Origin of the sequence: Flavobacterium sp. (assembly GCF_017744675.1) — a bacterium.
In the GTDB taxonomy this organism is placed as follows: Bacteria; Bacteroidota; Bacteroidia; order Flavobacteriales; family Flavobacteriaceae; genus Flavobacterium.
In genome coordinates, this window is the sequence record NZ_JAGIAV010000004.1 from 481,006 (window position 1) to 506,484 (window position 25,479).

The following is a 25,479-nucleotide window of genomic DNA, read 5'->3' on the forward strand; positions in this document are numbered from 1 at the left end:
AAATGATTGAAATTATCAAACAAATATTGCATTCCGATTTAGGAACATCATTCAACAATGGAGCGCTTCTAGCGTTTAGAGTTCTCCTTGCCATAGAACTTTTCAGAGTTCACGGAATGAAAAAATTTAGAGTCGAAAACGGACAAAAAGAACACGTTCCAAATCCGTTGCATTTGCCTGAGAAATTGAACGGAATAGTAGCCACTTTTTCAGATACCATAATTCCGTTTTTTATCATTTTCGGACTCGGAACTAGACTTGCCGTTCTTCCCACAATTGGCGTAACTGCAATTGGCTATTTTGTAGTTCACAAAAACGATTCCTTAGAAGTGCGCGACGTTCCGTACATGTACACCTTATCGCTCCTATTGCTTCTTGCCCTTGGTGCAGGAACGTATTCACTAGACAATTATTTACTAACCTTATTAAACAATTAATTTAAACACATAGAAACATAGCTTTTGAAGACAAACAAAAGGCGTTTCACTACAGGTCAACTTTGTCAAAGTTTAAAACTTTGACAAAGTTCTCGCAAAGAATAACACAAAGGACTATGTTTTAGAAACTAGTTTCTTTCTGTACTCTTTTACGAATAAAAGAAAACCTATGTCTCGATGTTTAAAAAAACACAATTAACATAAAACATTATTCATCAAACCCAATTCAAAAATGAAAACAAACATCGGAATTAAACAAGAAAACATCTCAAAAGTGGTAGAGGTTTTAACTAAAGTTCTTGCGGACGAATTTGTACTTTATACCAAAACAAAAAGAGCGCACTGGAACGTTGAAGGTCCAGACTTTTACAACAAACATATCTTTTTCGAACAGCAATATGATGCCATTGACGAGATCGTAGATACGGTTGCTGAAAGAATTAGAGCTCTAGGGCACTATACTCCAGCGACACTAAAAGATTTTCTAGCGTTGACACACTTAACAGAAGAATTAAAAGAAAATAACGACAGCACTGGTTTTATCAAAGAATTGCTTTTAGATCACGAAAGCATCATTATTTACTTGCGCGAAAACATTAATCTTATTGCTAATGATTGGCAAGATGCAGGAACAAGCGATTTTATTACAGGTCTTGTAGAAAACCATGAAAAAATGGCGTGGATGCTTCGCGCACATTTAAAATAAAACAAATTATGGAAATTCAACAAAAAAATATTTGGTACGTAACCCTGCTTCTAACCATGATAGCAGGGTATTGCGATACCGTAACCTTTGTCGCTGCCGATTCGATATTTTCGGCGCACGTAACGGGTAACTTTATTGTTTTTGCTTATCAGATTGTAAAAGGTTCAGACCTTCATGCGTGGGTGAAACTGCTTACCTTCCCTATTTTTATTATTGCCGTAATTACGGGAGGAAGAATTGCTTTAAAAGCCACTAATCGTTATACTATTTTATTTTGGGAAGGCTTAATTTTACTTTTAAGCGGCATTGCATCGTATGTTTTTGGCTATCTGCAAAACTTTGAAGAATGGACTATGTATACAATTGCAATGACAACCGTTTTTGCAATGGGACTTCAAAATGCTTTTGGAAAGCTTTACGCGAAAGAAACGCACGGTCCAACTACCATGATGACAGGAAATGTAACGCAGGCTTCTCTTGACTTGGGAAATTTATTAAAAAACGGATTTAAAGATGCCGAAGTATTTTTAAGTTTTAAAAAACAGCTGGTTACCTTAATCGGATTCCTTGCGGGATGTTTTCTAGGAGCCGTTGCAGGAAAATTTTTCGGACTAGGAACATTAATTCTGCCAGGAGCAGCAATGATTATTTGCTACTTATATCACCGAGATAGTTAAGCAAAACGCCTACTTTCAGATTGCAGATTTCTGATAATATACTATCTTTAAAAAATGATTTTAGCCTTCTTTTCTCCAAAAGAAAGCTTAAAATCCGTCAAAAAGAAATTTCTAAAAAACTCCAAATTCTTGGCCATTCTTGAAATTATACAAATGATGTAATGAAGGAGAAACTACTAATTGTTGAAGATGAATTTATTGTTGCAAATGATCTAAAAATCATGCTGCAGAAAGCAGGCTATCAAGTTGTTGGCATTGCCGCTTCTGTGGCTCAGGCAAGAAAACTAATCGAAGAAAAAAGTCCAGATTGGATTTTACTGGATATTATATTAAAAGGCAATTTAACAGGAATTGATTTGGCGTGGGAACTGCGCGAAATGAATCTGCCTTTTCTTTATATCTCAGCAAACACCAATCAGAGCACGCTTGAAGCCGTTAAAGCTACACATCCGTACGGTTTTATGGTTAAGCCTTTTAGAGAAAAAGATCTCGTTGTGATGTTGGATATCGCTAGATATCGATTTAATCAAGAAAAAGAAAATCTAGCTCCAGCCGTGACAGCAAACCAAGAAATTGCGGGAATCATTGGCGAAAGTCCGTTATTAAAAGAAGCTATTGAAAAAATAAAAATTGTAGCTCCTGCTGAAACTTCTGTTTTAATTTTGGGCGAAAGCGGTACCGGAAAAGAAAGAGCCGCACACGCCATACATGAACTTTCGACGCATAAATCACATCCGATTGTAGTGGTAAACTGCGCCGCTTTACCGCAATCTTTGATAGAATCGGAACTTTTCGGACATGAAAAAGGTGCTTTTACAGGAGCTAATGCATTGCGAATTGGAAAATTCGAACAAGCCAATAACGGAACTATTTTTCTCGATGAAATTGGCGAATTGCCGCTTGACTCTCAAGTAAAATTATTACGAGTGTTGCAAGAGAAAGAAATTCAACGTCTTGGAAGCAATAAAACCATTAAAATTAATGTTCGCATTGTAGCGGCTACCAATAAAATTCTTGAAAAAGAAGTTGCCGAAGGGCGTTTCAGACTAGATTTATATTATAGATTAAATGTATTTCCGATACAATTGCCGTCTTTAAGAGAACGCAAAGAAGATATAGAAATATTGGCTTATTATTTTCTAAAAAAATATGCAGCAAGTTCTAAAAAGACTGTAAACAAAATAAGCGCACCAGCTTTGGAACAATTAAAAAGTTATAATTGGCCAGGAAATGTACGTGAATTGGAACATTTGGCAGAAAGAAATGTGCTGCTCGCCAAAACAAACGAAATTGAAAAATTTGACTTACCTTCTATCACTCCTATTGTCGCTTTAGAAACTAGCTCTAATAAACTAAAGTCAATGGAAGAAATGGAAAAAGAACATATTATGAATGCACTTCAAATCTGCAATGGCAAAGTCTCAGGCATTGGTGGTGCTGCCGAGCTTTTAAAAATGCAACCGCAGACTTTGTATTCAAAAATGAAAAAATTAGGTATTAAACAAGGATATAATTAAATTTATAGAACCGCAAAGTTTTTTTACCGCAAAGCACGCTAAGATTTACGCAAAGTTCGCGAAGTTTCTTTTGAAATTCTTTGAAAATCATGAGTTTGCAAAGCTTTGTCTGCAAAGTTTTATCTAGACAAAGCTTTGCGAACTTAATCTTTAGATTTCGCTTAAGATCTTAATAAAAAGCCTTAGCGAACTCTGCGTAATTAAATGCGTAATTAAAAAAGTAAAGCTTAGCGAACTTTGCGTAACCCTTGTGCCTTTGCGGTTTAAAAAAACTTTGCGGTTAAATTTTACAAACAATACAAAATATATGGAAACAATAAAATTAGAATTAGACGAAAAAAAACATGGTGCTTTTAATCTCTATGTCGACGGTAAAAAATTAGGAGAAATGACGGTAAGCATCAAACCTGATTTGCTTACAGTTTATCACACTGGAGTCGAGCCAGAAGCAGAAGGAAAAGGTTATGCAAAAAAACTATTAGAAGAAATGGTGGCTTATGTTCGCGCCAATAACTTGAAAGTTTTACCGCTTTGCCCTTACGTGCACGCTCAATTTAAAAGACATCCAGACGAGTACGAGGATATTTGGAAGAAATAAAACGCTCCAATTTGTCATCTCGAGGAACGAGAGATTTCCGCAAGTAACTCCGCAACAAGAGTCCAATCTTTGGCGAGCTACTCGCGAGGATTTCTCCTTACGTCGAAATGACAAGATTGTGTTGAAAAAAATCTGCTAAAATCTTTTTAATCCCGATAGCTATCGAGAGCGTGAAAAATTAAATGGCCAGTCTAATAATTAAAAGAACAAAACAACCATGAATACAGATATTTTAACAGATGGTATTCCTTTAAATGAAGCTAAAAAAGCCTTAATTATGATTCACGGACGTGGTGCCAGTGCTCATGATATTCTTTCAATCGCAAGACATCTTAACGTTGGTGATTTTGCATTGGTAGCACCTCAGGCAGAAAATAGAACTTGGTATCCCTATTCGTTTTTAGCTCCTTTGAACGAAAATGAACCTTCTTTTTCTAAATCATTAGAAGCCATACATCAAGTTGTGGTCGCAATTCAGCAAAACGGAATTGAAAAGGAAAATATCTATTTCTTGGGATTCTCTCAAGGTGCTTGTCTTGCTTTGGAATTTACAACAAGAAATGCGGCAAAATATGGCGGAGTCGTAGCTTTTACAGGCGGATTAATTGGCGATAAAGTCTATGAAAACCATTATGCAGGAAATTTCGAAAATACGCCTGTTTTTATCGGAACAAGCGATCCCGATTTTCACGTTCCTGTAGAAAGGGTCAATGAAACGGAAGCTCTTATGGAGAAAATGGGTGCAGATGTCACAAAAAAAATCTACCCAAATATGGGACATACGATAAGTCAAGATGAAGTAGATTGTGCCAATGCCTTAATTTTCAATAAAAAATAATGATTACGATTACTCGTGTTTACAGCGATGCTAGCGGAGAAAGTCATTTTGAAGACTTTGAAGTCCCATTAAAAAACAATGGCGACATCGGCTTTTTATCTGATGATGAACCTGTAAAATCTATCGTTTTTAGAGAAGTCAGTCCTTCTTACGATTACGATTTTCACAATGCTCCAGATCGCCAATACATTGTTTTACTCGAAGGAGGCGTAGAAATTGAAACTTCTTTGGGCGAAAAAAGAACATTTCCAACGGGTTCGATTTTATTGGTAGAAGATACCGCAGGAAAAGGGCACAAAACCAAAAATTTAGAACCTAAACTGCGAAAATCTATTTTTATCAAGTTAGTTTAGAAACGTTGTTTCAGGTTTCAGGTTTCAGGTTGTGTAGAACTTTGTCAAAGTTTTAAACTTTGACAAAGTTGGCGTGCAGCGCTATATGTATTATTTCAAGTGAAATGCCTTTTTACACAAGATAAAACTATGTTTCTATGTGTTTAAAACCTTTGCACTTTCAAAACATCAATCCAAAAAATGTTCTTTTTTGATTCCTAGCTTTCGCATTCTAGAAGCCAGTGTCGTAGATGGCAAACCCAATAAAACAGCCGCGCCTTGCGGACCCGAAATTCTTCCGTTACATTTTTTTATGACTTTTAGAATGTGCTCCTTCTCTACTTCTTGAAGCGTTTTGATGCAAAGTTCTTTTTCTAAAACATTAGAATCTGTAATCACAATTTCAGAAAAAGCCATTTCTTTTATTTTTTCGCCTTTGGCAAACAAAATGCTTCTTTCGACCATATTTTCCAATTCGCGAACATTTCCCGGCCAAGCATTTGCAATCATATTTTTCATCACTTCTTTAGAAAAGCCTTTTATATGTTTACCCGTTTTTTGAGCATGCTTTTCCAAGAAAAAATGGGCTAAAGCAGGTATGTCTTCTTTGCGGTTACGTAATGCAGGCAGATGAATTGGATATACATTTAAACGATAATACAAATCGCTTCTAAAGCGTTCTTCGGCAACTTCTTTCTCAAGCATTTTATTGGTTGCAGCAATAATTCTTGCATTCACTTTTATGCTTTTGTTTCCGCCCACTCGCTCAATTTCTTTTTCTTGTAAAACACGAAGCAGTTTTCCTTGCAATTCTAAGGGCAACTCTCCTATTTCGTCTAAAAAAATGGTACTGTTCTCCGCTTGTTCAAACTTGCCGATTCTTTGTTCGGCCGCTCCAGTAAAAGCACCTTTTTCATGTCCGAACAATTCGCTTTCAATCAAATTTTCAGGGATTGAAGCACAATTCACTTTAGTCATTTTTTGGTCTGAAACTCCAGATAAATGGTGAATTGCATTTGCAACGAGTTCTTTTCCTGTTCCTGTTTCTCCCAAAATTAAAACCGTAGAATTGGAAGAAGCCACCTGCAAAATCAATTCCTGAACTTGTTTCATGGCATCGCTCGATCCTATAATTCCATAGAAATCTTCGCTTTTTTGAATGTTCTTTTCTTTCTTTTTGCTTGAAATATTCTTCTTCAAAATTTCTAATTTGGCAAGCCTATCTTCATTTTGTTGTGCAAGCATGATATTTCTGAGCGTAATAGAAAGCTGCATGGCAATTCCTCTAAAAACTCGATTAGATTCTCTGCTGAACGTTTTAGCATTTTTAAAGAAAAGAAAAAGTACATTTCGATTTCCTTTTATACAAGGTAGACTAATTCCGAATGCGTGTTTAAAGCCTTTTTTATAAATGTTCTGAATATAATCTGGATTCTTGGTGTTTGCTAAATCAAAGGAAACAATATCAGCAGAATCGGTGCAGGAATCAAAAAAACCGTCATTTATGGCGTAACTTTTTAAATCTACATTTTCAGCTGTGGAATAAAAAAGGAAGTATTCCGCTTGACTTTCATCAGAAGAAGCAACAATAAAAGATTCAAATTGGAAGTTATCTTTTAAGATTCCGTTTACCACAGAGCTAAATTCCTCTTTGTTTAAAACCTGAGAAAGTGATGCGCAAATAGACATAATAAGCATTTGTTCTTTTTCTCTTTCCTGTAGTCTATTTATTGTAATTGCAGCTTTGTCTATCGGCTTTTGCATAAACGGTATTTCGTATGGTATTTCTGAGTGTGGAACTGTAAATTTAAGAAATAGCGTTTTGTAAATCACTATCGATTTTCTAATATGCCCTTTTAATATCATAAATTTACGATATATCGTATACTCTATACTTTGGTTTTTCATCAAAAGCCTTGTTTTTCAGAGCCTTTTCAAAATCGGAATATTAATTGTTTAACCTTTCGTGTTTTCAAAAAAAACAGGGCTTTTTATTTCTTAATCTAGGTTAATCGATGCAAAAGCATAACCGCCGTAAATTTGTAAAAGAAAAATCAATAACAATTTAATATAAAAATACCATGGAAAATAAAATTTTAGGCTTACACCATATTACTGCAATCGCAGGTGACGCTAAACGTAATTTTGACTTTTATTCTAAAGTTTTAGGATTAAGATTCATTAAAAAAACAGTAAACTTTGACGATCCTGGAACCTACCACTTTTACTTTGGTGACGAAGTTGGAAGCGCAGGAACCATTTTAACATTCTTCCCCTGGGGATCAGGAATTCAGCAAGGAAGAAAAGGTTCTGGAATGGCAACTGAAATTGGATATTCTGTTCCAAAAGGAAGTCTTGATTTCTGGCAAAAACGTTTCGAGCAGTATAATGTAATTTACAATAAACCAGCTGAAAAGTTTGGTGAAAAATATTTGACTTTCTTAGATCCAGACGGATTGAAATTGGAGTTAATCGAATCTAAAACAGAAGACAGCAGAAAAGCTTGGGAAACTGACGAAGTAAAAGCAGATGTGGCAACAAAAGGTTTTCATAACATTACTTTGACTTTAAACAACATTAAGCCAACTGCTGCAGTTTTGACTGAAATATTTGGTTATAAATTGATCGATCAGGATGTAAATCGTTACCGTTATGCAACAGATGCTGTAGAAAATGCTGCTATTGTTGACTTGGTAGAATTACCTGAAGAAAAACGCGGTTTAAACGCTAACGGAACTGTTCACCACGTGGCTTTCCGTGTGCCAAATGACGAAATTCTAATGAAATTTAGAGAAAAAATCGAAGAATACGGATTACAGATTACGCCACAAATTGACAGACAATATTTCCACTCTCTATATTTCAGAGAACCAGGAGGAGTTTTGTTTGAAATCGCTACCGATAATCCTGGATTTACTGTAGACGAAAGCTTAGAAGAATTAGGTCAAAACCTAAAACTTCCAGCTCAATACGAGCCTCAAAGAGAAGCAATTGAAAAACATTTGGTTAAGATTAATTAATTTGTTTTATTAAACTGGGGTTAAACCCAAAACACACAACTATTTTGAAAAAGCTGTCTAAATTCTAGGCAGCTTTTTTTAATCTTCACTTAGAAACAATTAAAAATTATTTAATATTAAAAAATTGATAATCAATATTTTAATATTAAATTTATAAAATATGTTACTGCATTCTTCACTATTAGATTGCAAATAAATAATCATTTAAATTACTATATTATGGCAAAAATAGCATTATACGGATTTGGCCGCATAGGAAGACAATTTCTTCGCGTCGCTTTAAAAGACAATCTTTTTGTTCCTGAGGTCATCGCTGACATTCAAGATATTAACCTGCTTGGAGCACTTTTTAGTGTTGACACCAATTATGGAAGATGGCACGAAGAAGTGAAAACAACAGATGAAAATTTTTTAATTGGAGGCAGAACGATTCCGTATCAAAATTCAAAGCTAGACATTCCCGATTGGAAAGCATTAGGAATTGATATTGTTGTAGATTGTACGGGACGTGCGACCACAAGAGATTTTGCTCAAAAACACATTGACAAAGGGGCAAAATATGTTTTGGTAAGTGCACCAAGTAAATCTTTGGCTGATTGTGATGCTGTTCTTTTAAAAGGAATTAATTTGGATGAATTTGATGCTGGAAGCCATAAAATCATCAGCATGGGAAGCTGTACTACAAATGGATTAGCTGCTGTTGTAAAAGTAATCAAAGAAAATTTCGGTATTGAATACGGTCTTTTTTCAACCGTTCACTCCTACACCAATACGCAATCTTTGACAGATCAGCCTATGAAAGACAGACGTGATTCTTGGGCGGCTGCCGAAAATATTATTCCGTCTTCTTCTGGTGCTGCAAGAGCTTTACAGTTTATCTGGAGCGATTTAAAAATTACAGGAAAAGCGTATAGAGTTCCAACCAGAACTGGAAGTATTGCCGAATTAAATTTGGTGACCACCAAAGATTGTACGGTAGAAGAAGTAAATAATGCTTTTAGAAAAGCGGCAGCTGAAGGCCCGTTAAAAGGCGTAATGGATGTATTGGAAGAGCAATGGACGTCGGCCCGAATTGTCGGCGATCCTCATTCCTCTATTATCGATTTACCGCTTACTTCCAAAGAAGGAAATTTACTTTCTGTTGCGGCATGGTACGACAATGAATGGGGTTTCGCCAATCGACTTGCCGAAGTAGCGAAATATATTGCTGAAAAAATATAATTCAAAATTTTTAAAATTCATTATAAAAAAGAGTTAACTAGAAGCTTTACTATGTTGACTCTTTTTTCATTACCCAATAGCGCGGATTTGCAATCCGTGCCCGTAAAGATTGTCTATTTTCTGTAAATACAAAAACTACATATTTAGTGTTGAGTTTGCATTGATAATTTGTATTGTGTCTCACTGTTGCGGGCACGGATTGCAAATCCGCGCGATCGGTGAAAATAATGCTCTAAAATGTTTTCTAAACACTTTTAAATCTATTAGCTTTACTCCTTTCAAACACTCCAAAACATGAAAAAAGTAATTTTCTTACTTTTACTAACTTTCTTTACCACATCCTCCTTCAGCCAAAATGAAACCAATAAACTTAAGCTTCAGAAAGATAGATTGATGCTGCATAACGTGGCTATTTATCTTCGAAATGTCAGCCAAGGATCTATCGATATTGACAGCGCGATGATTTTGGCCTGCAAAGCACACAAATTGCCGTATACGCTTGCCAACGACGAAGGTTTTAATGACGGATCTAACTTTCCAGGGAATAATTTAATTACTAATGATTATGTTCGTGGAGCAGAATTGCTATTGCCAAGGTTAAGGACAGTAGATCAGATTAAGCTTTCACTGCAAATTGGGAGTTTTTATCTTTTTAAAGCTGGCGCTAAAAAAAATGATTTAGAAAATGCTCTTCTGTACATCCATAAAGCCCAAAAATTGGCAGAGAAATCCAAAATTCAAAAGTGGTCTTTTCAATCCAAATTTCTTCTTGCTAAATACTATTACCAAGCGGGCAAACCGCATTTGAGCAGCACTATTTTTACACAGCTGGTAAATGCAGCAAGAAAAACAAAAAACGAAAAAATACTGGCAGAAGCTATTGACAATCAAGGCACTTTTATGCCTGACAGCAATAAAGAAAAAGCCGTAATTCTTGCCGAAGCTTTGGCTATTTATAAAAAATTAGGCAACAAAGAGAAGGAAATTGAAACTTATATGAAAATAATTCCAGTGCATTTCTGGACTGGCAATACGAAATTGGCCAAACAAGAACTCTTAACGAGTTTAAGTTTACAGAAAAAAATTGGTTTTCTATATACACAATATACCGAAACGACAATTGCGCATATCGAATTATTCGAGAATAATTATAAAAATGCGCTTTACTATGCCTTAGAAAGCGTTAGCTCAATGGAGAAAACAAAAGATTATGCTTTTGCGGATAGCTTTTATATACGTCTAGGAAACATTTATAGCACTAAAGGCTACTATGAAGATGCTATTAAATTCTATCTTAAAGGAATTGAATACAACCAAAAAGAGTTAAATACTGGAACTTGGTACAAAAGTTTTTTTGGTGCTGTACGATCGTTAATGGATTCTTCTAAATATATTGAAGCTTTAAAATATCTAGAAGACAATTCCAAAAAATATCCACCAAAAAACGATTTGGATAATATGATTCTAAATCAGCTTAAAGCAACCTGTTACGAAAGATTAGCAAAGGTAAAAGAAGCCGAAAGCAATTATGAAAAGGTCGATTTTTATGCTAGAAAATTAAAAAGCATAGAAGCAATGAAAGATGTGGCGGAGTGCTCTTCGCATATGGCTTTATTTTATATAAAAATTAATAAGCCGCAAAAAGCAAAAGAAATTACAGATCGAGTTATTGCTATTACAAAGAAAACCAATAAAGATTTTAATCATCAGACTTTGGAACTTTCTTTATTTAAAATTGATTCGATCAACGGAAATTATCTTTCGGCAATCGATCACATGAAGAACTATACGCGAATTCAGGATTCGATGGATGATATCAGCAAGAATAGGGATTATGAAAATTTAAAATTTAAATTTGAAACAACGGCCAAAGAGCAAAACATAAAGTCTTTAAAACAGCAGACGAGACTTCAGAAGAACGAATTGCATTCGTCTAGACTTTTAAACACAATTTCTGTAAGCAGCTTATTTTTATTGCTGATTATCATTATTTTATTGTACAACAGAGCTAAAATTAAACAGCGCAATACAGCCCGACTGCAATTAAAAGAAAAAGAAATCAAGCTTAAAAATGTAAAATTGGAGCGTTTGGTCGAAGAAAAAGAATGGCTTTTAAAGGAAATTCACCATCGTGTAAAAAACAATCTTCAAACCGTAATTAGTCTGCTCAATTCTCAGTCTTCTTATTTAAAAGATGATTTGGCAATTTCTACCATAAAAAATAGCCAGAATAGAATTTATGCGATGTCTTTAATCCATCAGAGATTGTATCAGGAAGACAATGTTTCGATGATTAATATGCCAGATTATTGCAATGAATTGGTGGAATATTTAAAAGAATCCTTTAATGCCGAATACATTCATTTTGAAGTAAAAATTGATGCCATAGAGCTAGACATCTCGCAAGCCATTGCGTTGGGATTAATTATTAACGAAGTCATTACCAACTCGATCAAATACGCTTTTAAGGATACTGAAAATTGCATTATTGGCCTTTCATTATCTGAAACTTCAGAAAACTGCTATAGATTGTTTATTTCTGATAACGGAATTGGCATATCAGATATCGTAGAATTGCAAAATAGCGATTCGTTCGGAATGACGCTTATAAATGGCTTGAGCAATACGCTTGAAGGAGATTTATCTATCCAGAATGAAAACGGACTTAGCTTTGAGTTACTATTTAAAAAGGATTTTAGGTAAAATTGAATGCAATTTAATATAAGAGCCATCGGTAAAAAAATAATATACGAATAAAAGAGCCATCGGCTCGAAGAATATAATAGAGTCGGATTTTAATCCGATTAAATATTAAGACACCGAATAAAAGAGCCGTAGGTTCGGCACATATAAATATTAATCGTTCCTACGGAACTCTGCAAATTATAACAATCTTAATTCAACGGATTGAAATCCGTTGCTACAATAAAGTCATTCCTACGGAATTTTGATTTGCATCCAAACCAAAATATCAGGGTTGACGTAATTAATTTTGTCACTAAATCAAAAAAAAAACACCATCTCTATAATTGCTTACAGAAATGGTGAATGAAGAAAAATTAAGTACTACTCTACTCCGCCTCCTAAAGCACGGTACAGGTTAATTGCTGCATTCAGTTTTTCGAGTTTTATGGTTACCAAATCCAATTCGTTTTGAAGCGAACTGTTTTGAGCTGCGATAACTTCAAGATAATTGGCCATTCCGCTTTTGTAAAGCAAACCAGCGTCTGAAGTTGCTTTGTCTAACGATGCTGCTTTGTCTTTTGCTAAAATTATGCGTTCGTCGGCATATTTTAATCTCGACATGGCATCGTTTACTTCGCCAACTGCTGTTATAAATGACTGCTTGAATTGTACAACGGCTTTTTCCTGTTCTAAAACGGCAACTTCGTAAGCAGTTCTCAACGCTTTTTTTCTAAAGATGGGTTGCGCTAAATTGGCTGCGATCGTTTTGGTAATAGAACCTGGAAAATCGAACCAGTTTTCAAACTCAAAAGAATTCACTCCAATAGACGGATTCAAACTTAAAGTTGGATACATCGTGGCTTTTGCCAATCCTGTTTTGGCATTGGCAGACATAACCGCATATTCACTGGCTTTTACGTCTGGTCTTCGGCTTAAAAGCGAAGCTGGAATTCCTCCTGCAAAAAGTACCGAAACTTCCGCAGCATCAATATTTCCTGCTCTTTCAATTTTATCTGGATATTCTCCGCATAAAATCTGCAAAGCATTTTCTTGAACGGCAATATTTGCTTTCGCTAAAGGCACTAATAATTCAGCCGTTTTCTTTTGAGCTTCGGTTTGATTGACTGCCAATGAGCTAATCGAACCCGATTTGTATTGCAATTGCATCATATTCAAAGTATTGGTACTCAATTCGATGTTTTTCTCGGCAATTTTCAGCTGTTCGTCTAAACCTAAAAGATTGTAATACGCTTGCGCCACCTGAACAATAATTCGTGTTTTTAATGCCGAAAGATTCTCTTTTTGGGCAAAATAAGCTGCTTTGGCATCTCTTTTCTGCATAGCTGCTTTTCCCCAAATATCCACTTCCCAAGAAAGACGCAGATTGGCACTGTAATCATCCATATAATCTTTACCAATAAACTGCTGGCTCAAAGATCCGTTTAGGGAATTTTTAGAAGGATAAGAACGGCTCGCTCCAGCATCGAAATCTAGTGTGGGTAATAACGATAATTTGGCTTGTTTATAACTGAGGTCGAGCTGTTCCATACTTTTCATGGCAATGATCACTTCATTGTTTTTGACTAAAGCTTTTTCAATCAAAGCAACCAGCAAAGGATCTTTGTAATAGTTTTTCCACGGCAATAAAACCGTGTCTCCAGTAACCGCAACTTCTTCGCGGTATTTTTCTGGAGCTTGTAAATCTGTACGAGAATATTTTTTCCCTACTACGCACGATGTCATGATCGCTCCAGTAAGTAAAACCATTCCGATTTTATATAATGTTTTCATTCTTATTCTTTTATCGTTTGAACTTGAGTTGCGATTTTTTTCCTTGATACTTTTTCTTGTAAATATTGAAATACAATGAAAAGCAACGGAATCACAAAAATTCCCAGAATAACACCGCTAAACATCCCGACTGCCGCGCTCACACTGATCGATCTATTTCCTACTGCGGTTCCTCCAGAAGCAAACATCAACGGAATCATACCCACAATAAAAGCTAGCGAAGTCATGATAATTGGTCGTAACCTAGATCTCGATCCTTCAATTGCAGCATCGATAATCGTTAATCCTGAAAGACGTCTCTGTAAGGCAAATTCCACAATCAAAATGGCATTTTTAGCCAGAAGTCCGACCAGCATGATCAATCCAACCTGAACGTAGATATTATTGTCTAATCCAACTGCTTTAATTCCTGCGAAAGCTCCTAAAATTCCAGTTGGAATAGAAAGCAATACCGCAAGCGGCAATAAATAACTTTCGTATTGCGCTGCCAATAAGAAGAATACAAACAATAAACACAATCCGAAAATAGCAACGGTTTGGCTTCCTCCGGATTTTTCTTCCAAACTTAAACCTGTCCATTCGTAACTGTAATCAGATGGAAGTTTGTCTAAAACTTGTTCCAGATTTTCCATAATTTGTCCGTTACTATATCCTGGCAAAGCCATCGCTGTAATATTTACCGAATTATAAAGGTTGTAACGATTCACCGATTCTGGACCATAAACTTTGTGGAACTTCACGATAGATTTTACAGGAACCATTTGCATATCGGCATTTCTAACGAAAATTTCATTAAAAGCATCTTCATCCATTCTAAAAATACCATCGGCTTTTACATTCACACGGTAAAACTTACCAAATCTCGAAAAGTCAGCTGATTGATCTCCTGCAAAATAGGTTTGGATATTTCCTAAAAGCTCTTTGATATTCACGCCCATTTGACGTGCTTTGTCTTCGTCAACTTCCAATTCCAATTGCGGATAATCGGCTCTAAAAGTGGTGTATGCATATTGAACACCTGGCTGTTGCATAATCTGCCCAATTACTTTGTCAGACATGGCTTTTAAGGTTTCAGGACTTCTCGCCATTCTGTCTTGCAATACAATTTCAGCTCCACTTGTTACACCAAAACCTTCAACAGGCGGCATTCTGAAAACCATAACTTGACCTTCTTTAATTTTTGCCAGTTTCCCGCTCACGATATTCATGATTTCCTCAATATCTTTAACTGCGCCTCTGTCTTTCTTAGGTTTTAGTTTTATAAACCCTAATCCATAGGCAGGACTGGCACTGTTACTCAAAATATTAAATCCTGTAATACTCGTATTCACATCGATCGCTTCTACTGGAGCCAATTCTTTTTCCAATTTCTCAATTACAGCAGTAGTTCTGTCAAGAGCCGTTCCTGGCGGCATAGACAAACTATACACCATGAAACCGTCATCTTCTAAAGGCACAAAACTTTTTGGTGTAGACGTCATCATGTACACTGCAAGTGCCGTAATTCCTGCTACTAATCCCGCAGCAATCCATTTTCTTCCAATTAAGAAACGAACGCCTTTAATATATCTTCCCGTAAGATTGTTGAAACTTGTATTAAAACCAACGAAAAAACGGTCTTTAAAAGTGGTTTTATGTTCGTGATCGCCATGTTTACCGCCGTGATTCTTTAGCAAAAGCGCACATAAAGCTGGCGTAAGTGTCAAGGCATTTACAGCCGAAATAATAATCGCAATTGCCAATGTATAAGCAAATTGTTTGTAGAAAATCCCAGAAGATCCTGTCATGAATCCGATTGGAATAAACACTGCCGACATGACCAAAGTAATCGAAATTACTGCTCCTGTAATTTCTGCCATTGCGCCGTGAGTCGCTTCTTGAGCCGAAATTTCATGATCTTCTTCCATTTTACTGTGTACCGCTTCGACAACCACAATCGCGTCATCAACCACAATTCCGATGGCCAATACCAAGGCAAAAAGCGTTAAGATATTAATCGTAAATCCGAAAACCAGAAGGAAGAAAAAGGTTCCTACAATCGCTACAGGCACTGCAATCGCTGGAATAATCGTCGAGCGAATGTCCTGAAGGAAAATAAACACCACAATAAATACCAGAATAAAAGCTTCAAACAAAGTCGATTTTACCTGACCTGTTGCTTCGTCCAATCGTTCTTTGGTACTCATTACGTTAACGTATTTGATACCCGGAGGAAAAGATTTAGACAAACGTTCTACTTCTTTATTAATTCCGATTTCGATATCATTGGCGTTTGAACCCGAAGTTTGCAAAATAGCCATTGTAACAGCATTCTTGCTATTCGATTTATTGTCTCCGCTGTACGAAATAGAACCAAACTCCACTCGCGCAACATCTTTCAATCTTAAAACATTGCTGCCAACGTTTTTAACAACAATATTTTCATATTGCTCTGGTTTGTTCTTTTTTCCTTTATAACGAATTACGTATTCTAAAGCCGCAGTCGATTCTTCTCCCAATTTTCCTGGAGCCGATTCTAAACTTTGCTCTGCAATGGCCTGCGTAACATCGGAAGGCACTAAACCTGCATTGGCCATTTTTCGCGGATCTAACCAAACACGCATCGAATAATCTTTTACACCAAAAATCTGAACCTGTCCTACTCCCGGCACACGTTTCATTTGAGGCACTAAGTTGATATTCGCATAATTCTGCAAGAACAATTCATCGTATTTGCTATTATCATCTGTGTACAAGTTGAAAATAACAATCATACTATTTTGCTGCTTCGAAGTCGTTAATCCCATTCGGATTACTTCCTGTGGCAGTTTTGGAGTGGCTTGCTGTACTCTATTCTGAACGTTTACCGCTGCTTGATCGGGATCTACTCCTTGCTTAAAAATGACACTGATAGAGAAAGATCCGTCGTTACTTGCAGTCGATTTGATGTACTGCATGTTCTCTACTCCGTTAATCTGTTCTTCTAAAGGCGTTACTACCGAACGAATTACGGTTTCACTGTTTCCTCCAGGATAGGAACCGCTTACCATAACGGTTGGCGGCGAGATATCTGGGAATCGCGTTACAGATAATCGGGTAAGACCTATAATCCCCAGTATAACTAGTACAATAGAGATAACTGTGGCCAATACAGGCCTGTCTATTATTTTCTTTAACATGGAAATGTTATTTTATTAAATGAAAAATTATTTGCTTGCGTTTTTAGCAGCGATTTTTGGAACGACTTCCAGTCCATCATAAAGCACATCGATATTATTCAACGCTACTTTATCTCCTGGTTTCAATCCCGATTTTACGAAATAATCTACTCCGGCACTTCCAGCGATTTCAATTGGAACCATGGCTACTTTATTTCCTCCTTTTAAAACAAAAACAAAGAATTTGTCTTGAATGTCTTTTACGCTAGCCATCGGAACGGTAATCACAGAGGATAAACTTTTGTTTAACACAATTCTCGCAGAACCTCCCGCACGCAATTGTTTTTTCGGATTCGGAAAAATGGCTTTCAAAGCAATTGTTCCTGTTGCGCGATCGATATTTCCACTAGCCACTTCCAGTTTTCCTTTTTGATCGTACTCGCTGTCATCTGCCATAATTAAACTTACGGTCTGATTGTTTTTGGCATCTTTAGAAAAAGCTAAATAATCGGCTTCTGTCAATGAAAAATAAACGAAGACGTTATTGATTTCAGATAAAACCGTCAACGGAACAGCGTCTGTTGGCGTTACCAAATTTCCAATTCGGTTTGGAATACGGCTAATATAGCCGCTTACAGGAGCTTTAATCAAAGAGAAATTGGCATTAATCTGAGACGATCCCAAAGCGGCCTTAGCTTGTGCGACTTGTGCCGTTGCGGCTTCGTAATTGGCTTGCGCTGTTTTTAGCTGCATGTCTGAAAAAACTTTTCCTTCTACCAAAGGTTTGATTTTCTCCACTTCCAATTTCGCATTTGCCTGATTTGCCAAAGCGCTTTTATAAGCTGCACGGCTGTTGTTTACCTGCTCGGCATAAACGTCACCTTTTATTTTAAAAAGAGATTGTCCTTTGGTTACATAATCTCCTTCTTTTACATAAATGGCTTCCAGATAACCTGAAACTTGCGCTTTTATATCAACGTTTACAGTACCTTCAACTGTTCCTGGGTATTTTTTTTCTACTTCTCCTGTTGCCGAATTAGTCTGAAGAAAGTCGACTTCTGGCTTTGGAGGAGCCATTTGTGCTTCTCCACTTTTTCCGCATGAAGCAAGGGAAAGGATTATCAATAAAATTGCAATGTTGCCTATTGCTTTATTATTTTTAGAAAACTGTTTTGTCATTTTACTTTTCATTTTTAAATGAATTACCTCAAATTTGGGCGCAAAATAACAGCGTAAAACGGCTTTTTTATTGGAGAAATTTACCCAAACGACATTTTTTGATACTGAAACGTAGTGTTAGGGCTATGCCGCTAAGGCGCTAGGGCGCGAAGTTTTTTTCTCTACGAAAGTCTGAAGTTTTTTCGCCACGACTCGAACGATAGTGACAGGCGAAGCAATTCACGAATTTTCTCTAATTAAAATTATTGTGAGAAATATTGCGAAGATAATTTCTCGAATTTTTACCGCATAAATTATAAAACACAAAGTTTGTCATTTCGACGAAGGAGAAATCTTCGCGAGAAACTCGACAAAGATTGGCTATAGATTGTGGAGCTACTTGCGGAGATTTCTCCTTCGTCGAAATGACAAAAATGAGAGTAAAACATCATAAATACAGGAAAAAATTAGCGAAAATTAGTGAAATTCATGGCAGAAAAACTTCGCGCCTTCGTAGCAAAAAAAATTCGTGAATTCGTGGCGAAAAAAAAACTTCGCGTCTTAGTGGCTTTGCGGCAAAAAAAAAGAACCTTAGCAACTTTATCGATCCATCCACTGTTTAAAAAAAGGCGTTTTTTCTCTGCTGATAATCACCTCTCGTTCTGGATCGAGTTTAAGTTGGATTTTTAGTTTTGCGTTGAAGTAATTCGCAATCGATTTGATACTTTCGGCACGGATGAAAAACTGGCGATTGGCACGGAAAAAGATATTCGGATCTAATTCTTGCTCCAGCTCTTCCATGGTTTGCGGAATAGAGATAATAACACCAGATTTAAGAAACAAATTACTGGTTTTAAATTCAGAATATATAAAGTCGATATCGGTAACGTCTACGCTTTTATAGCCGTCACGATAGGTTACTAAAAAGCGCATTCTGAAAACTGGTTTGTCAATCAGTTCTTTTAAGATTCCAGCGATATTGGTCACGCTAGTTTCGTTTTTATTTAAAGATTTGAATTTCGTCAAGGCAAATTCTAACTCTGTCTTTTCGATGGGTTTCATCAAATAATCGATGCTGTTTACCTTAAAGGCCCGAATCGCATATTCGTCATAGGCTGTGGTAAAAATTACGGGACAAGTGATATTGATTTCGTCAAAAATAGCAAAACTAAGTCCGTCGGCTAGACGGATGTCCATTGTAATCAAATCTGGACACGGATTCGATTTTAGCCATTCGACAGTATCTACCACTGTGTCAATAATGCCTAAAATTTCGCAATTGGGTTCCAGCTCTTCCAACAGTCTTTTTAATCGACTGGCATTAATACTTTCATCTTCTACAATTAAAATTTTCATAACTCTTAAATTAATGGCAGACGCACTTCATAATAACCATTTGATTCGCTAAAAGTTGGCATTCTTTCAGATAAAATTTTATAGCGGAATTCAATATTTTTATTTCCAATTCCAGTCGAAGCCAAGCTTTTTCCTGCAGTTCGCTGCAAGTTATTTCGAACAATAATATCTCCAGAATCAGATAAAACAGTAATCGTAAGCGGATTGGCTAAGGTTGCCATATTGTGTTTTACGGCATTCTCTACCAATAATTGCAGTGTTAATGGCGGTAAATGAAGTGCCAGCGAAGCGGAATCGACTTCAACTTTCAAATCGATTTTTTCGCCTAATCTTTTCTTTAGCAAATAAAAATAAGCATTCAGGAATTCTATTTCCTCTTTTACCGTAATGGTATCTTTATTGGAATTGGAAATCATATAACGATATACTCTCGTTATATTTTCTAAGAAAGAAGCCGCTTCTTTTTGATCTTCATAAATAAGTTCTGTCAGCGTGCTGAAATTATTGAAAACAAAATGCGGATCTAACTGCATCTTTAAAGATTCTAATTTCGAACGTGTTACTGCTTCTTGAAGCTCTGAGGCTTTAACCTTTAATTCAGCTGTTTCTATAGCGTTTAAACGCCATCTGTTCAACAAAAATATTCCGGTATGAATGGCACTAATGAAAAGCGAAATAATCGCAGCCATAATTTTTGACTGCCAAATGGTAACGAGATCATTTTCTTCTAATGCTGTACAGGGATACAAATAATCCCAAAGACAAGAGAAAAAATAGTTTAAAAGTATATTTCCGGCAATAAGACAAATAAATTGTGCTATTGCTCTAAAAACTGGATTTTGTTCCCAGCTTATGTAGTAATTTAATTTTCGCCCAACAAACAAAGTCAGTTCTGTAAGTATGGCGCAATAGAGCAGAATAATGAAGATATCGAAGGTTTGGTCTAAATCGAGCAAACCTTCCTCTTCAAAATTTCGGTATGGATTTAGAAAATAATACGAAGAAAGATAGACCAAAAAAACGGCTGGAATTACTATAACCCTGTAGTATTTATAGAAAAAATTCTTGCCTGATTTTTTATTTTGGTTCTTTCTACCCATTTATTCCCTCAACTCTAAAAATTGAAAAATCCTACCTTATTAGTGTTCTACAAGAACAGCTTCTTCTTTTTTGTTTGCTCTTATAGTTGCAGCTGGATTTTTCTCGCGCATAACACCCCATTTCAAGCATGTTGCACCCCAAGAAAATCCTGCACCAAAAGTAGTGATCAATACATTTTGTCCTTCTTTAAAATCGTCTTTGAAATCCCATAAACACAACGGGACTGTAGCAGAAGTTGTATTTCCGTAACGATCGATATTTACTTTAACTTTTTCAAAATCAATATTTAGACTTTCGCTGACAGCAGTAATAATTCTTAAATTGGCTTGATGTGGTACAACCCAATCAATTTTATCTGCCTCTAAATCATTTTTTGCCAAAGCATCTTGCGAAACTTGACTCATTGCTGCAACGGCTCTTTTAAAAACAAAGGCTCCGTCTTGTTTTAAATAATGTGTTCTGTGCAAAAGACTCTGCATAGAAGTTGGATTTCTAGATCCTCCGGCTGGTACAGCAAGAGAAGAAACACCGCTTCCGTCTGTTTTTAAAATTGTTTTCATTAAACCTGCATCAGATTCAGTTTTTTCTAATAAAACTGCTCCTGCTCCATCTCCGAAAAGAATACAGGTATTGCGGTCTTCATAATCTACGATAGAGCTCATTTTGTCAGCTCCTACGATGATTAATTTTTTGTAGCGTCCGCTTTCGATCATATTTGCCCCCATTTCAAGTGCATATAAAAATCCGCTGCAAGCTGCATTCATGTCAATTCCAAAAGCATTTGTAAGTCCGCTTTTATCGCAGACAATACTTGCTGTTGGTGCTAAAATGTGATCTGGAGTTGCTGTTGCCACAAGCAAAGCTTCAATCTCATTGCGATCTACATTATAATTTTCGATAAGATTTTCAATCGCTGCGGCAGCCAGATCAGATGTTGCTGTGTCGTCGTCTGCGATTCTACGTTCTCTAATTCCAGTTCTTTTAATGATCCATTCTTCTGATGTATCAACTGTTTCTGAAATCTTTTTATTGGTCAAAATTGATGATGGCACGAAACCACCTATTGCTGTAATAACTGCGCTCATTTGTTTTTATTTTTTTAAGCTTTGTACTCTTAGAACCCAATGCTTACACTTTTCTCTTCTTTTCTCATTTAGAAACGATGCAGGAAACAACAATTGTATTCCTTAAAAGCCGATTAAATCTGCTGACATTGACTTTTTTAAGAAATACTGTTTTAAAAAACCTGAACAAGCTAAAAACACTATATAAAATCCAATTAAAATAAATTAAAAATCTACACGAAGTATCTCTCGGTTTTCCTTTGTATATAATCTTTAATTTATCTTATTTTTAAAATCATACAATGCTATTTCAATTTGTAGATATTTCCAATTATAGCTTTTGCCGTACGGATAAAAAAACTATCTGCATTAAGTTTTTGGAGTGCAGCAAAATTAATTTAAAAAAATCTGAATCAAGCAGAATATTAAGAATAATTAACAAAACTGTCTGAAATGTTAAAATATAATTGTGATATCGGACAACAAACTCTAAAAATTATAGAATCCCTAAAATCAAAAAAAATCTGTTAAAATTTATTTTGCTAAAATTTCTTCAAAAAAAACCTCTAATTTTTATATCATTATTTTTAAATCAAATCAATCTTTAATAATTCGGAAACGACAATAATGGGATATCAAGTCCTGCTGCTAGAATCCTAGTTTTGCTTCTGTGAACCAAAGAATCCCAAAAACCATATTTTTGTGGCACCATAATCAGTAAATCGGCTTCATAATTCTTAATTTCTTTTCTGATTTCATTAATTACGGCATTTGATCTTACCGTTTTATATAGATATTTTACATCTTCAAATTCTTTTTCGATATTGGAATTCATTAAGATTCTGTGTTGTTCTTCTTTCAAATCATCCAATTTTTCGTCTACACTGAAAAATTCGATCTCTGCTCCAAAATCTCCTAAAGCATTTTTGATCCAGCTAAATTTCTTAATAGCCGAAAAACTTAAGCTATCACAAGCATAAAGCACCTTTTTAATGTTTAAGAAACGTGCCTTTTCTGGAACAGCTAAAACGGGAATATGAAGGTTTTTGATCGCTGTTGTGGTCGAATTTCCTAGTAATTCCTGTTCAAAAGTGCGTTCTGCCATTCCCATTACCACAACATCTGCGTTTGTTTCAGCAATAATTTTCGGCAGTTCATCTTCCAAAAAAGAATAGGTGCAAATTGCCGAAGTTTCAATTTTAAACGACTCGGCAAGTTCTTTGGCGAGGCTTTCTAACCTAAAAATTGCTTTTTCAATCTGCTTTTGCATGGCATCTGCAGTAATATGCGAGTTGGCACTGTGCACACTCAACGAAAATGAATTAAATAAAACCAATTTTGCGCCCGTAGCTTTTGCAAGTCCGGCTGCATAATTAACAGCATTGGTGGCGATGGCAGAAAAATTTGTCGCGGCGATTATAGTAAGAGGTGAATTCATAAAATACAATTAAGCTTTTGTGCAAAATTGCTCAAATTAAGGCTTGAAGCTTTTTTTATGTAACCGAATAATCATTTTTGGTGACTCAAACGTAAAATATCATTCCTGAAAAAACTGGCTTTACTTTTTTGTTTCTTACTTTAAAAACGGCAGAAAATAATCGGCTCTGACCGTTTTAATATTTATTACTTTTACTGGGATTAAAACTTTAGCAATGGATGCCAAATATCTATTAAAAGAACATGTTTCAAAAATTGTTGCCTTAACCGATGAGCAATTTGATTATTTCTTTTCTCATTTTAAAGCAGCATCTTTTAAGAAAGGACAAACTATTATTAGCGAAGGTCAAGACGTTGAGCAAGAGTATTTTGTTGTTTCAGGCTGTTTGAAATCCTTTTATGTTAATGATGAAGTAAAAATGTACATTCTGCAGTTTGCCATGCCAACTTGGTGGGCGTCTGATTATGCCGCACTTTACAACAAAACCAAAGCTACTATAAATGTTGATTGTATTTCGGATGTTGAAATTCTTTGTCTTTCCAATGAGGATCGGGAGAAAATCTGCAGTGAAATACACGAAGTTGAGCATTTTTTCAGATGGAGAACCAATCGCGGTTATGTGGCTTCTCAAAAAAGATTGCTTTCTTTTATGAATAATGACACCAAAACAAGATATGAAGAATTGCTTTCATTGTATCCTGCTCTATACAATACTGTTCCAAAACATTTAATCGCCGCTTATCTGGGTGTTTCCAGAGAAACTTTAAGCCGATTATATAACGCTTCTAAACCCCATTGACGAATGTGATCTACATCACGTAATCAATTTTGAATGTCACCATTACTTTGTACTATAAATTAATAACAATTTAAAATACAGAATAATGGAAACTAAAAATTTTAAAATTTCGAATACTGAGAGTCAAGTAAACTGGATTGGAAAAAAAGTTACTGGACAACACAATGGAACAATTAATATCGAGGAAGGTAATTTTACTTTTTCTAATGACGAACTTACTGGCGGAAATGTCGTTATTGACACTACTTCTATCGTAATTCTTGACGTTACCGATTCCGCAACCAATCAGCAATTTGCTGGACATCTAGCTTCTGACGATTTCTTTTCTATCGACAAATTCAAAAGCGCTTCTTTAGACATCACAGCTGTTTCTAAACAAGCTGAATCAGCTTATTTTATTGAAGGCAATCTTACGATTAAAGCCATCACGCATCCTATTGGATTTAATTTGGAAGTAAAAAGAAACGAAAACGACTTGAAAGCTTCAGGCAAAATCATCATCGACAGAACCAAATACGATATGAAATTCCGTTCTGGAAATTTCTTCACCAATCTTGGCGATACTTTGATTTACAATGATTTTGAATTGGATGTAAACCTAACAGCTAAACTTGCTTAATACCTAGAAATCATGCCATACGTAAAAATTGAAGTAACTCGTGAAGGCGTTACAAGAGAACAAAAACAGCAGCTGATAGCTGGCATTACGCAACTAATAACAGATGTTTTAGACAAAGATCCGAGCCTTACGCATATTGTCATTCAGGAAATAGAACTGGACGATTGGGGATTTGCTGGCGAACAAGTTTCTGTATTGCGCGAAAGAGGGATTACAGCTCAAAAGAAATAATTTAAAACCAGAAAAAATGAAAACAATTATAGTAACCGGCGCTTCGACAGGCATCGGTAAATCAATAGCTCAATTATTTTTAGAAAAAGGCTATAACGTGGTCATCAACTCTGCCAATTTGCAGAATCTTGAAACTACTTTTAAAGAACTTGGGCATCATAGCCAATTGGCGATGGTACAAGGTGATGTAAGTCAAATTGCAACAGGAAAACAATTAGTTCAAACAGCCTTAGAACGTTTTGGAAGTGTTGATGTATTGATAAACAATGCCGGAATATTTCAGCCACAATCTTTCTTAGATGTTGAAGAAAAAGATTTGGATCGCTTTTTAAACATCAATTTAAAAGGGACTTATTTTACAAGCCAAGCTGCAGTAAAACAGATGCTCCAACAAGGTGAAGGTTCAATCATTAATATCGGAACTGTTTTGGTTGACCATGCTATTGACGGCTTTCCTGCTACTGCACCAATTTCAAGCAAGGGCGGTATTCATGCTTTTACGAAACAGCTTGCAGCTGAGTTCGGAAAAAACAATATTCGAGTAAATGCTATTGCTCCTGGTATCATTAGAAGTCCGCTGCAGGCAAAAACGGGTGTAGATAATGCAGATAGTCTGGCTGGTTTGCATCTTTTGAAACGAATTGGAGAAACAAACGATGTTGCACAACTGGCGCTTTATTTGGCCGAAAGCAATTTTGTGACAGGCGAAATTATTAATTTAGATGGCGGTCACGTTGCGGGTCACAGCATTTGA

22 protein-coding genes are annotated in these 25,479 nt (G+C 35.9%); 14 read left to right on the forward strand and 8 right to left on the reverse strand.

The genetic code is table 11. The annotated features are described in order from the left end of the window. Window positions 1–2: 2 nt before the first annotated feature. From J7574_RS12420 to J7574_RS12450, 7 genes are all read left to right on the forward strand, one after another. Window positions 3–437, forward strand: a complete 435-nt coding sequence (locus J7574_RS12420; RefSeq protein WP_290968595.1) for a DoxX family protein — start codon at window positions 3–5, stop codon at window positions 435–437. A gap of 232 nt (window positions 438–669) precedes the next feature. Then, window positions 670–1,143 carry a DNA starvation/stationary phase protection protein gene (locus J7574_RS12425; RefSeq protein ID WP_290968599.1) on the forward strand — a complete coding sequence of 158 codons (474 nt, stop codon included), beginning with the start codon at window positions 670–672 and terminating at the stop codon, window positions 1,141–1,143. 8 nt (window positions 1,144–1,151) lie between these two features. Further along, window positions 1,152–1,820 (forward strand): YoaK family protein, encoded by a 669-nt coding sequence (locus J7574_RS12430; RefSeq protein WP_290968602.1) that lies wholly within the window; start codon window positions 1,152–1,154, stop codon window positions 1,818–1,820. A gap of 161 nt (window positions 1,821–1,981) precedes the next feature. Further along, complete coding sequence (locus J7574_RS12435; RefSeq protein WP_290968604.1) at window positions 1,982–3,337, forward strand: sigma-54 dependent transcriptional regulator; 1,356 nt, start codon at window positions 1,982–1,984, stop codon at window positions 3,335–3,337. A 307-nt stretch (window positions 3,338–3,644) separates the two neighbouring features. Then, complete coding sequence (locus tag J7574_RS12440; protein ID WP_290968607.1) at window positions 3,645–3,935, forward strand: GNAT family N-acetyltransferase; 291 nt, start codon at window positions 3,645–3,647, stop codon at window positions 3,933–3,935. Window positions 3,936–4,152: 217 nt separating this feature from the next. Next, window positions 4,153–4,773 (forward strand): dienelactone hydrolase family protein, encoded by a 621-nt coding sequence (locus J7574_RS12445; protein ID WP_290968610.1) that lies wholly within the window; start codon window positions 4,153–4,155, stop codon window positions 4,771–4,773. Further along, the gene (locus tag J7574_RS12450) at window positions 4,773–5,126 is read left to right on the forward strand and encodes a hypothetical protein (protein WP_290968618.1); all 354 of its coding nucleotides are present in this window, start codon (window positions 4,773–4,775) and stop codon (window positions 5,124–5,126) included. The genes J7574_RS12445 and J7574_RS12450 overlap by 1 nt, the downstream gene beginning before the upstream one ends. 168 nt (window positions 5,127–5,294) lie before the next feature. Here J7574_RS12450 and J7574_RS12455 read toward each other — a convergent pair whose 3' ends face one another. Further along, a complete protein-coding gene (locus J7574_RS12455) occupies window positions 5,295–7,013 on the reverse strand; it encodes a sigma 54-interacting transcriptional regulator (protein ID WP_290968622.1) in 1,719 nt (572 codons plus the stop codon). A gap of 173 nt (window positions 7,014–7,186) precedes the next feature. Here J7574_RS12455 and J7574_RS12460 point away from each other — a divergent pair, with 173 nt between their 5' ends. The 3 genes from J7574_RS12460 (at window position 7,187) to J7574_RS12470 (ending at window position 12,049) form a co-directional block, all read left to right on the forward strand. Next, entirely contained in the window at window positions 7,187–8,125 is a 939-nt protein-coding gene (locus J7574_RS12460) for a ring-cleaving dioxygenase (protein WP_290968625.1), read from the forward strand. 219 nt (window positions 8,126–8,344) lie between these two features. Next, complete coding sequence (locus J7574_RS12465) at window positions 8,345–9,346, forward strand: type I glyceraldehyde-3-phosphate dehydrogenase (protein ID WP_290968628.1); 1,002 nt, start codon at window positions 8,345–8,347, stop codon at window positions 9,344–9,346. A 294-nt stretch (window positions 9,347–9,640) separates the two neighbouring features. After that, window positions 9,641–12,049 carry a sensor histidine kinase gene (locus tag J7574_RS12470; protein WP_290968631.1) on the forward strand — a complete coding sequence of 803 codons (2,409 nt, stop codon included), beginning with the start codon at window positions 9,641–9,643 and terminating at the stop codon, window positions 12,047–12,049. A gap of 363 nt (window positions 12,050–12,412) precedes the next feature. On the opposite strand, the gene J7574_RS12475 is transcribed toward J7574_RS12470, so the two are convergent. The 7 genes from J7574_RS12475 to J7574_RS12505 form a co-directional block, all read right to left on the reverse strand. Beyond that, complete coding sequence (locus tag J7574_RS12475) at window positions 12,413–13,822, reverse strand: efflux transporter outer membrane subunit (protein WP_290968634.1); 1,410 nt, start codon at window positions 13,820–13,822, stop codon at window positions 12,413–12,415. A 2-nt stretch (window positions 13,823–13,824) separates the two neighbouring features. Next, window positions 13,825–16,980: an efflux RND transporter permease subunit gene (locus tag J7574_RS12480; RefSeq protein ID WP_290968637.1), complete on the reverse strand. Its 3,156-nt coding sequence runs from the start codon at window positions 16,978–16,980 to the stop codon at window positions 13,825–13,827. 27 nt (window positions 16,981–17,007) lie between these two features. Beyond that, a complete protein-coding gene (locus tag J7574_RS12485; RefSeq protein ID WP_290968640.1) occupies window positions 17,008–18,138 on the reverse strand; it encodes an efflux RND transporter periplasmic adaptor subunit in 1,131 nt (376 codons plus the stop codon). Between the two features lie 579 nt (window positions 18,139–18,717). Next, the gene (locus J7574_RS12490) at window positions 18,718–19,473 is read right to left on the reverse strand and encodes a LytTR family DNA-binding domain-containing protein (RefSeq protein ID WP_290968643.1); all 756 of its coding nucleotides are present in this window, start codon (window positions 19,471–19,473) and stop codon (window positions 18,718–18,720) included. A gap of 5 nt (window positions 19,474–19,478) precedes the next feature. Continuing rightward, complete coding sequence (locus J7574_RS12495; protein ID WP_290968645.1) at window positions 19,479–20,573, reverse strand: sensor histidine kinase; 1,095 nt, start codon at window positions 20,571–20,573, stop codon at window positions 19,479–19,481. 39 nt (window positions 20,574–20,612) lie between these two features. After that, window positions 20,613–21,659 carry a beta-ketoacyl-ACP synthase III gene (locus J7574_RS12500; RefSeq protein WP_290968648.1) on the reverse strand — a complete coding sequence of 349 codons (1,047 nt, stop codon included), beginning with the start codon at window positions 21,657–21,659 and terminating at the stop codon, window positions 20,613–20,615. Between the two features lie 583 nt (window positions 21,660–22,242). Then, window positions 22,243–23,076, reverse strand: a complete 834-nt coding sequence (locus tag J7574_RS12505; protein ID WP_290968650.1) for a universal stress protein — start codon at window positions 23,074–23,076, stop codon at window positions 22,243–22,245. 214 nt (window positions 23,077–23,290) lie between these two features. On the opposite strand from J7574_RS12505, the gene J7574_RS12510 reads away from it, so the two are divergent. The 4 genes from J7574_RS12510 (at window position 23,291) to J7574_RS12525 (ending at window position 25,479) form a co-directional block, all read left to right on the forward strand. Continuing rightward, a complete protein-coding gene (locus J7574_RS12510; RefSeq protein WP_290968652.1) occupies window positions 23,291–23,875 on the forward strand; it encodes a Crp/Fnr family transcriptional regulator in 585 nt (194 codons plus the stop codon). Between the two features lie 85 nt (window positions 23,876–23,960). Further along, window positions 23,961–24,494: a YceI family protein gene (locus tag J7574_RS12515; RefSeq protein WP_290968654.1), complete on the forward strand. Its 534-nt coding sequence runs from the start codon at window positions 23,961–23,963 to the stop codon at window positions 24,492–24,494. 12 nt (window positions 24,495–24,506) lie between these two features. Then, window positions 24,507–24,725 (forward strand): 4-oxalocrotonate tautomerase family protein, encoded by a 219-nt coding sequence (locus J7574_RS12520; protein WP_290968655.1) that lies wholly within the window; start codon window positions 24,507–24,509, stop codon window positions 24,723–24,725. Between the two features lie 16 nt (window positions 24,726–24,741). Next, entirely contained in the window at window positions 24,742–25,479 is a 738-nt protein-coding gene (locus J7574_RS12525) for an SDR family oxidoreductase (RefSeq protein ID WP_290968657.1), read from the forward strand.

Excerpts from the sequence above, each read along its gene's own strand:
- J7574_RS12450 (WP_290968618.1), top strand. The coding sequence starts at position 4,773 with ATGATTACGATTACTCGTGTTTACAGCGATGCTAGCGGAGAAAGTCAT.
- J7574_RS12420 (WP_290968595.1), top strand. The coding sequence starts at position 3 with ATGATTGAAATTATCAAACAAATATTGCATTCCGATTTAGGAACATCA.
- J7574_RS12475 (WP_290968634.1), bottom strand. The coding sequence starts at position 13,822 with ATGAAAACATTATATAAAATCGGAATGGTTTTACTTACTGGAGCGATC.
- J7574_RS12460 (WP_290968625.1), top strand. The coding sequence starts at position 7,187 with ATGGAAAATAAAATTTTAGGCTTACACCATATTACTGCAATCGCAGGT.
- J7574_RS12455 (WP_290968622.1), bottom strand. The coding sequence starts at position 7,013 with ATGAAAAACCAAAGTATAGAGTATACGATATATCGTAAATTTATGATA.
- J7574_RS12465 (WP_290968628.1), top strand. The coding sequence starts at position 8,345 with ATGGCAAAAATAGCATTATACGGATTTGGCCGCATAGGAAGACAATTT.
- J7574_RS12425 (WP_290968599.1), top strand. The coding sequence starts at position 670 with ATGAAAACAAACATCGGAATTAAACAAGAAAACATCTCAAAAGTGGTA.
- J7574_RS12510 (WP_290968652.1), top strand. The coding sequence starts at position 23,291 with ATGGATGCCAAATATCTATTAAAAGAACATGTTTCAAAAATTGTTGCC.
- J7574_RS12490 (WP_290968643.1), bottom strand. The coding sequence starts at position 19,473 with ATGAAAATTTTAATTGTAGAAGATGAAAGTATTAATGCCAGTCGATTA.
- J7574_RS12495 (WP_290968645.1), bottom strand. The coding sequence starts at position 20,573 with ATGGGTAGAAAGAACCAAAATAAAAAATCAGGCAAGAATTTTTTCTAT.
- J7574_RS12500 (WP_290968648.1), bottom strand. The coding sequence starts at position 21,659 with ATGAGCGCAGTTATTACAGCAATAGGTGGTTTCGTGCCATCATCAATT.
- J7574_RS12435 (WP_290968604.1), top strand. The coding sequence starts at position 1,982 with ATGAAGGAGAAACTACTAATTGTTGAAGATGAATTTATTGTTGCAAAT.
- J7574_RS12445 (WP_290968610.1), top strand. The coding sequence starts at position 4,153 with ATGAATACAGATATTTTAACAGATGGTATTCCTTTAAATGAAGCTAAA.
- J7574_RS12515 (WP_290968654.1), top strand. The coding sequence starts at position 23,961 with ATGGAAACTAAAAATTTTAAAATTTCGAATACTGAGAGTCAAGTAAAC.
- J7574_RS12485 (WP_290968640.1), bottom strand. The coding sequence starts at position 18,138 with ATGACAAAACAGTTTTCTAAAAATAATAAAGCAATAGGCAACATTGCA.
- J7574_RS12470 (WP_290968631.1), top strand. The coding sequence starts at position 9,641 with ATGAAAAAAGTAATTTTCTTACTTTTACTAACTTTCTTTACCACATCC.
- J7574_RS12480 (WP_290968637.1), bottom strand. The coding sequence starts at position 16,980 with ATGTTAAAGAAAATAATAGACAGGCCTGTATTGGCCACAGTTATCTCT.
- J7574_RS12430 (WP_290968602.1), top strand. The coding sequence starts at position 1,152 with ATGGAAATTCAACAAAAAAATATTTGGTACGTAACCCTGCTTCTAACC.
- J7574_RS12525 (WP_290968657.1), top strand. The coding sequence starts at position 24,742 with ATGAAAACAATTATAGTAACCGGCGCTTCGACAGGCATCGGTAAATCA.
- J7574_RS12505 (WP_290968650.1), bottom strand. The coding sequence starts at position 23,076 with ATGAATTCACCTCTTACTATAATCGCCGCGACAAATTTTTCTGCCATC.
- J7574_RS12440 (WP_290968607.1), top strand. The coding sequence starts at position 3,645 with ATGGAAACAATAAAATTAGAATTAGACGAAAAAAAACATGGTGCTTTT.
- J7574_RS12520 (WP_290968655.1), top strand. The coding sequence starts at position 24,507 with ATGCCATACGTAAAAATTGAAGTAACTCGTGAAGGCGTTACAAGAGAA.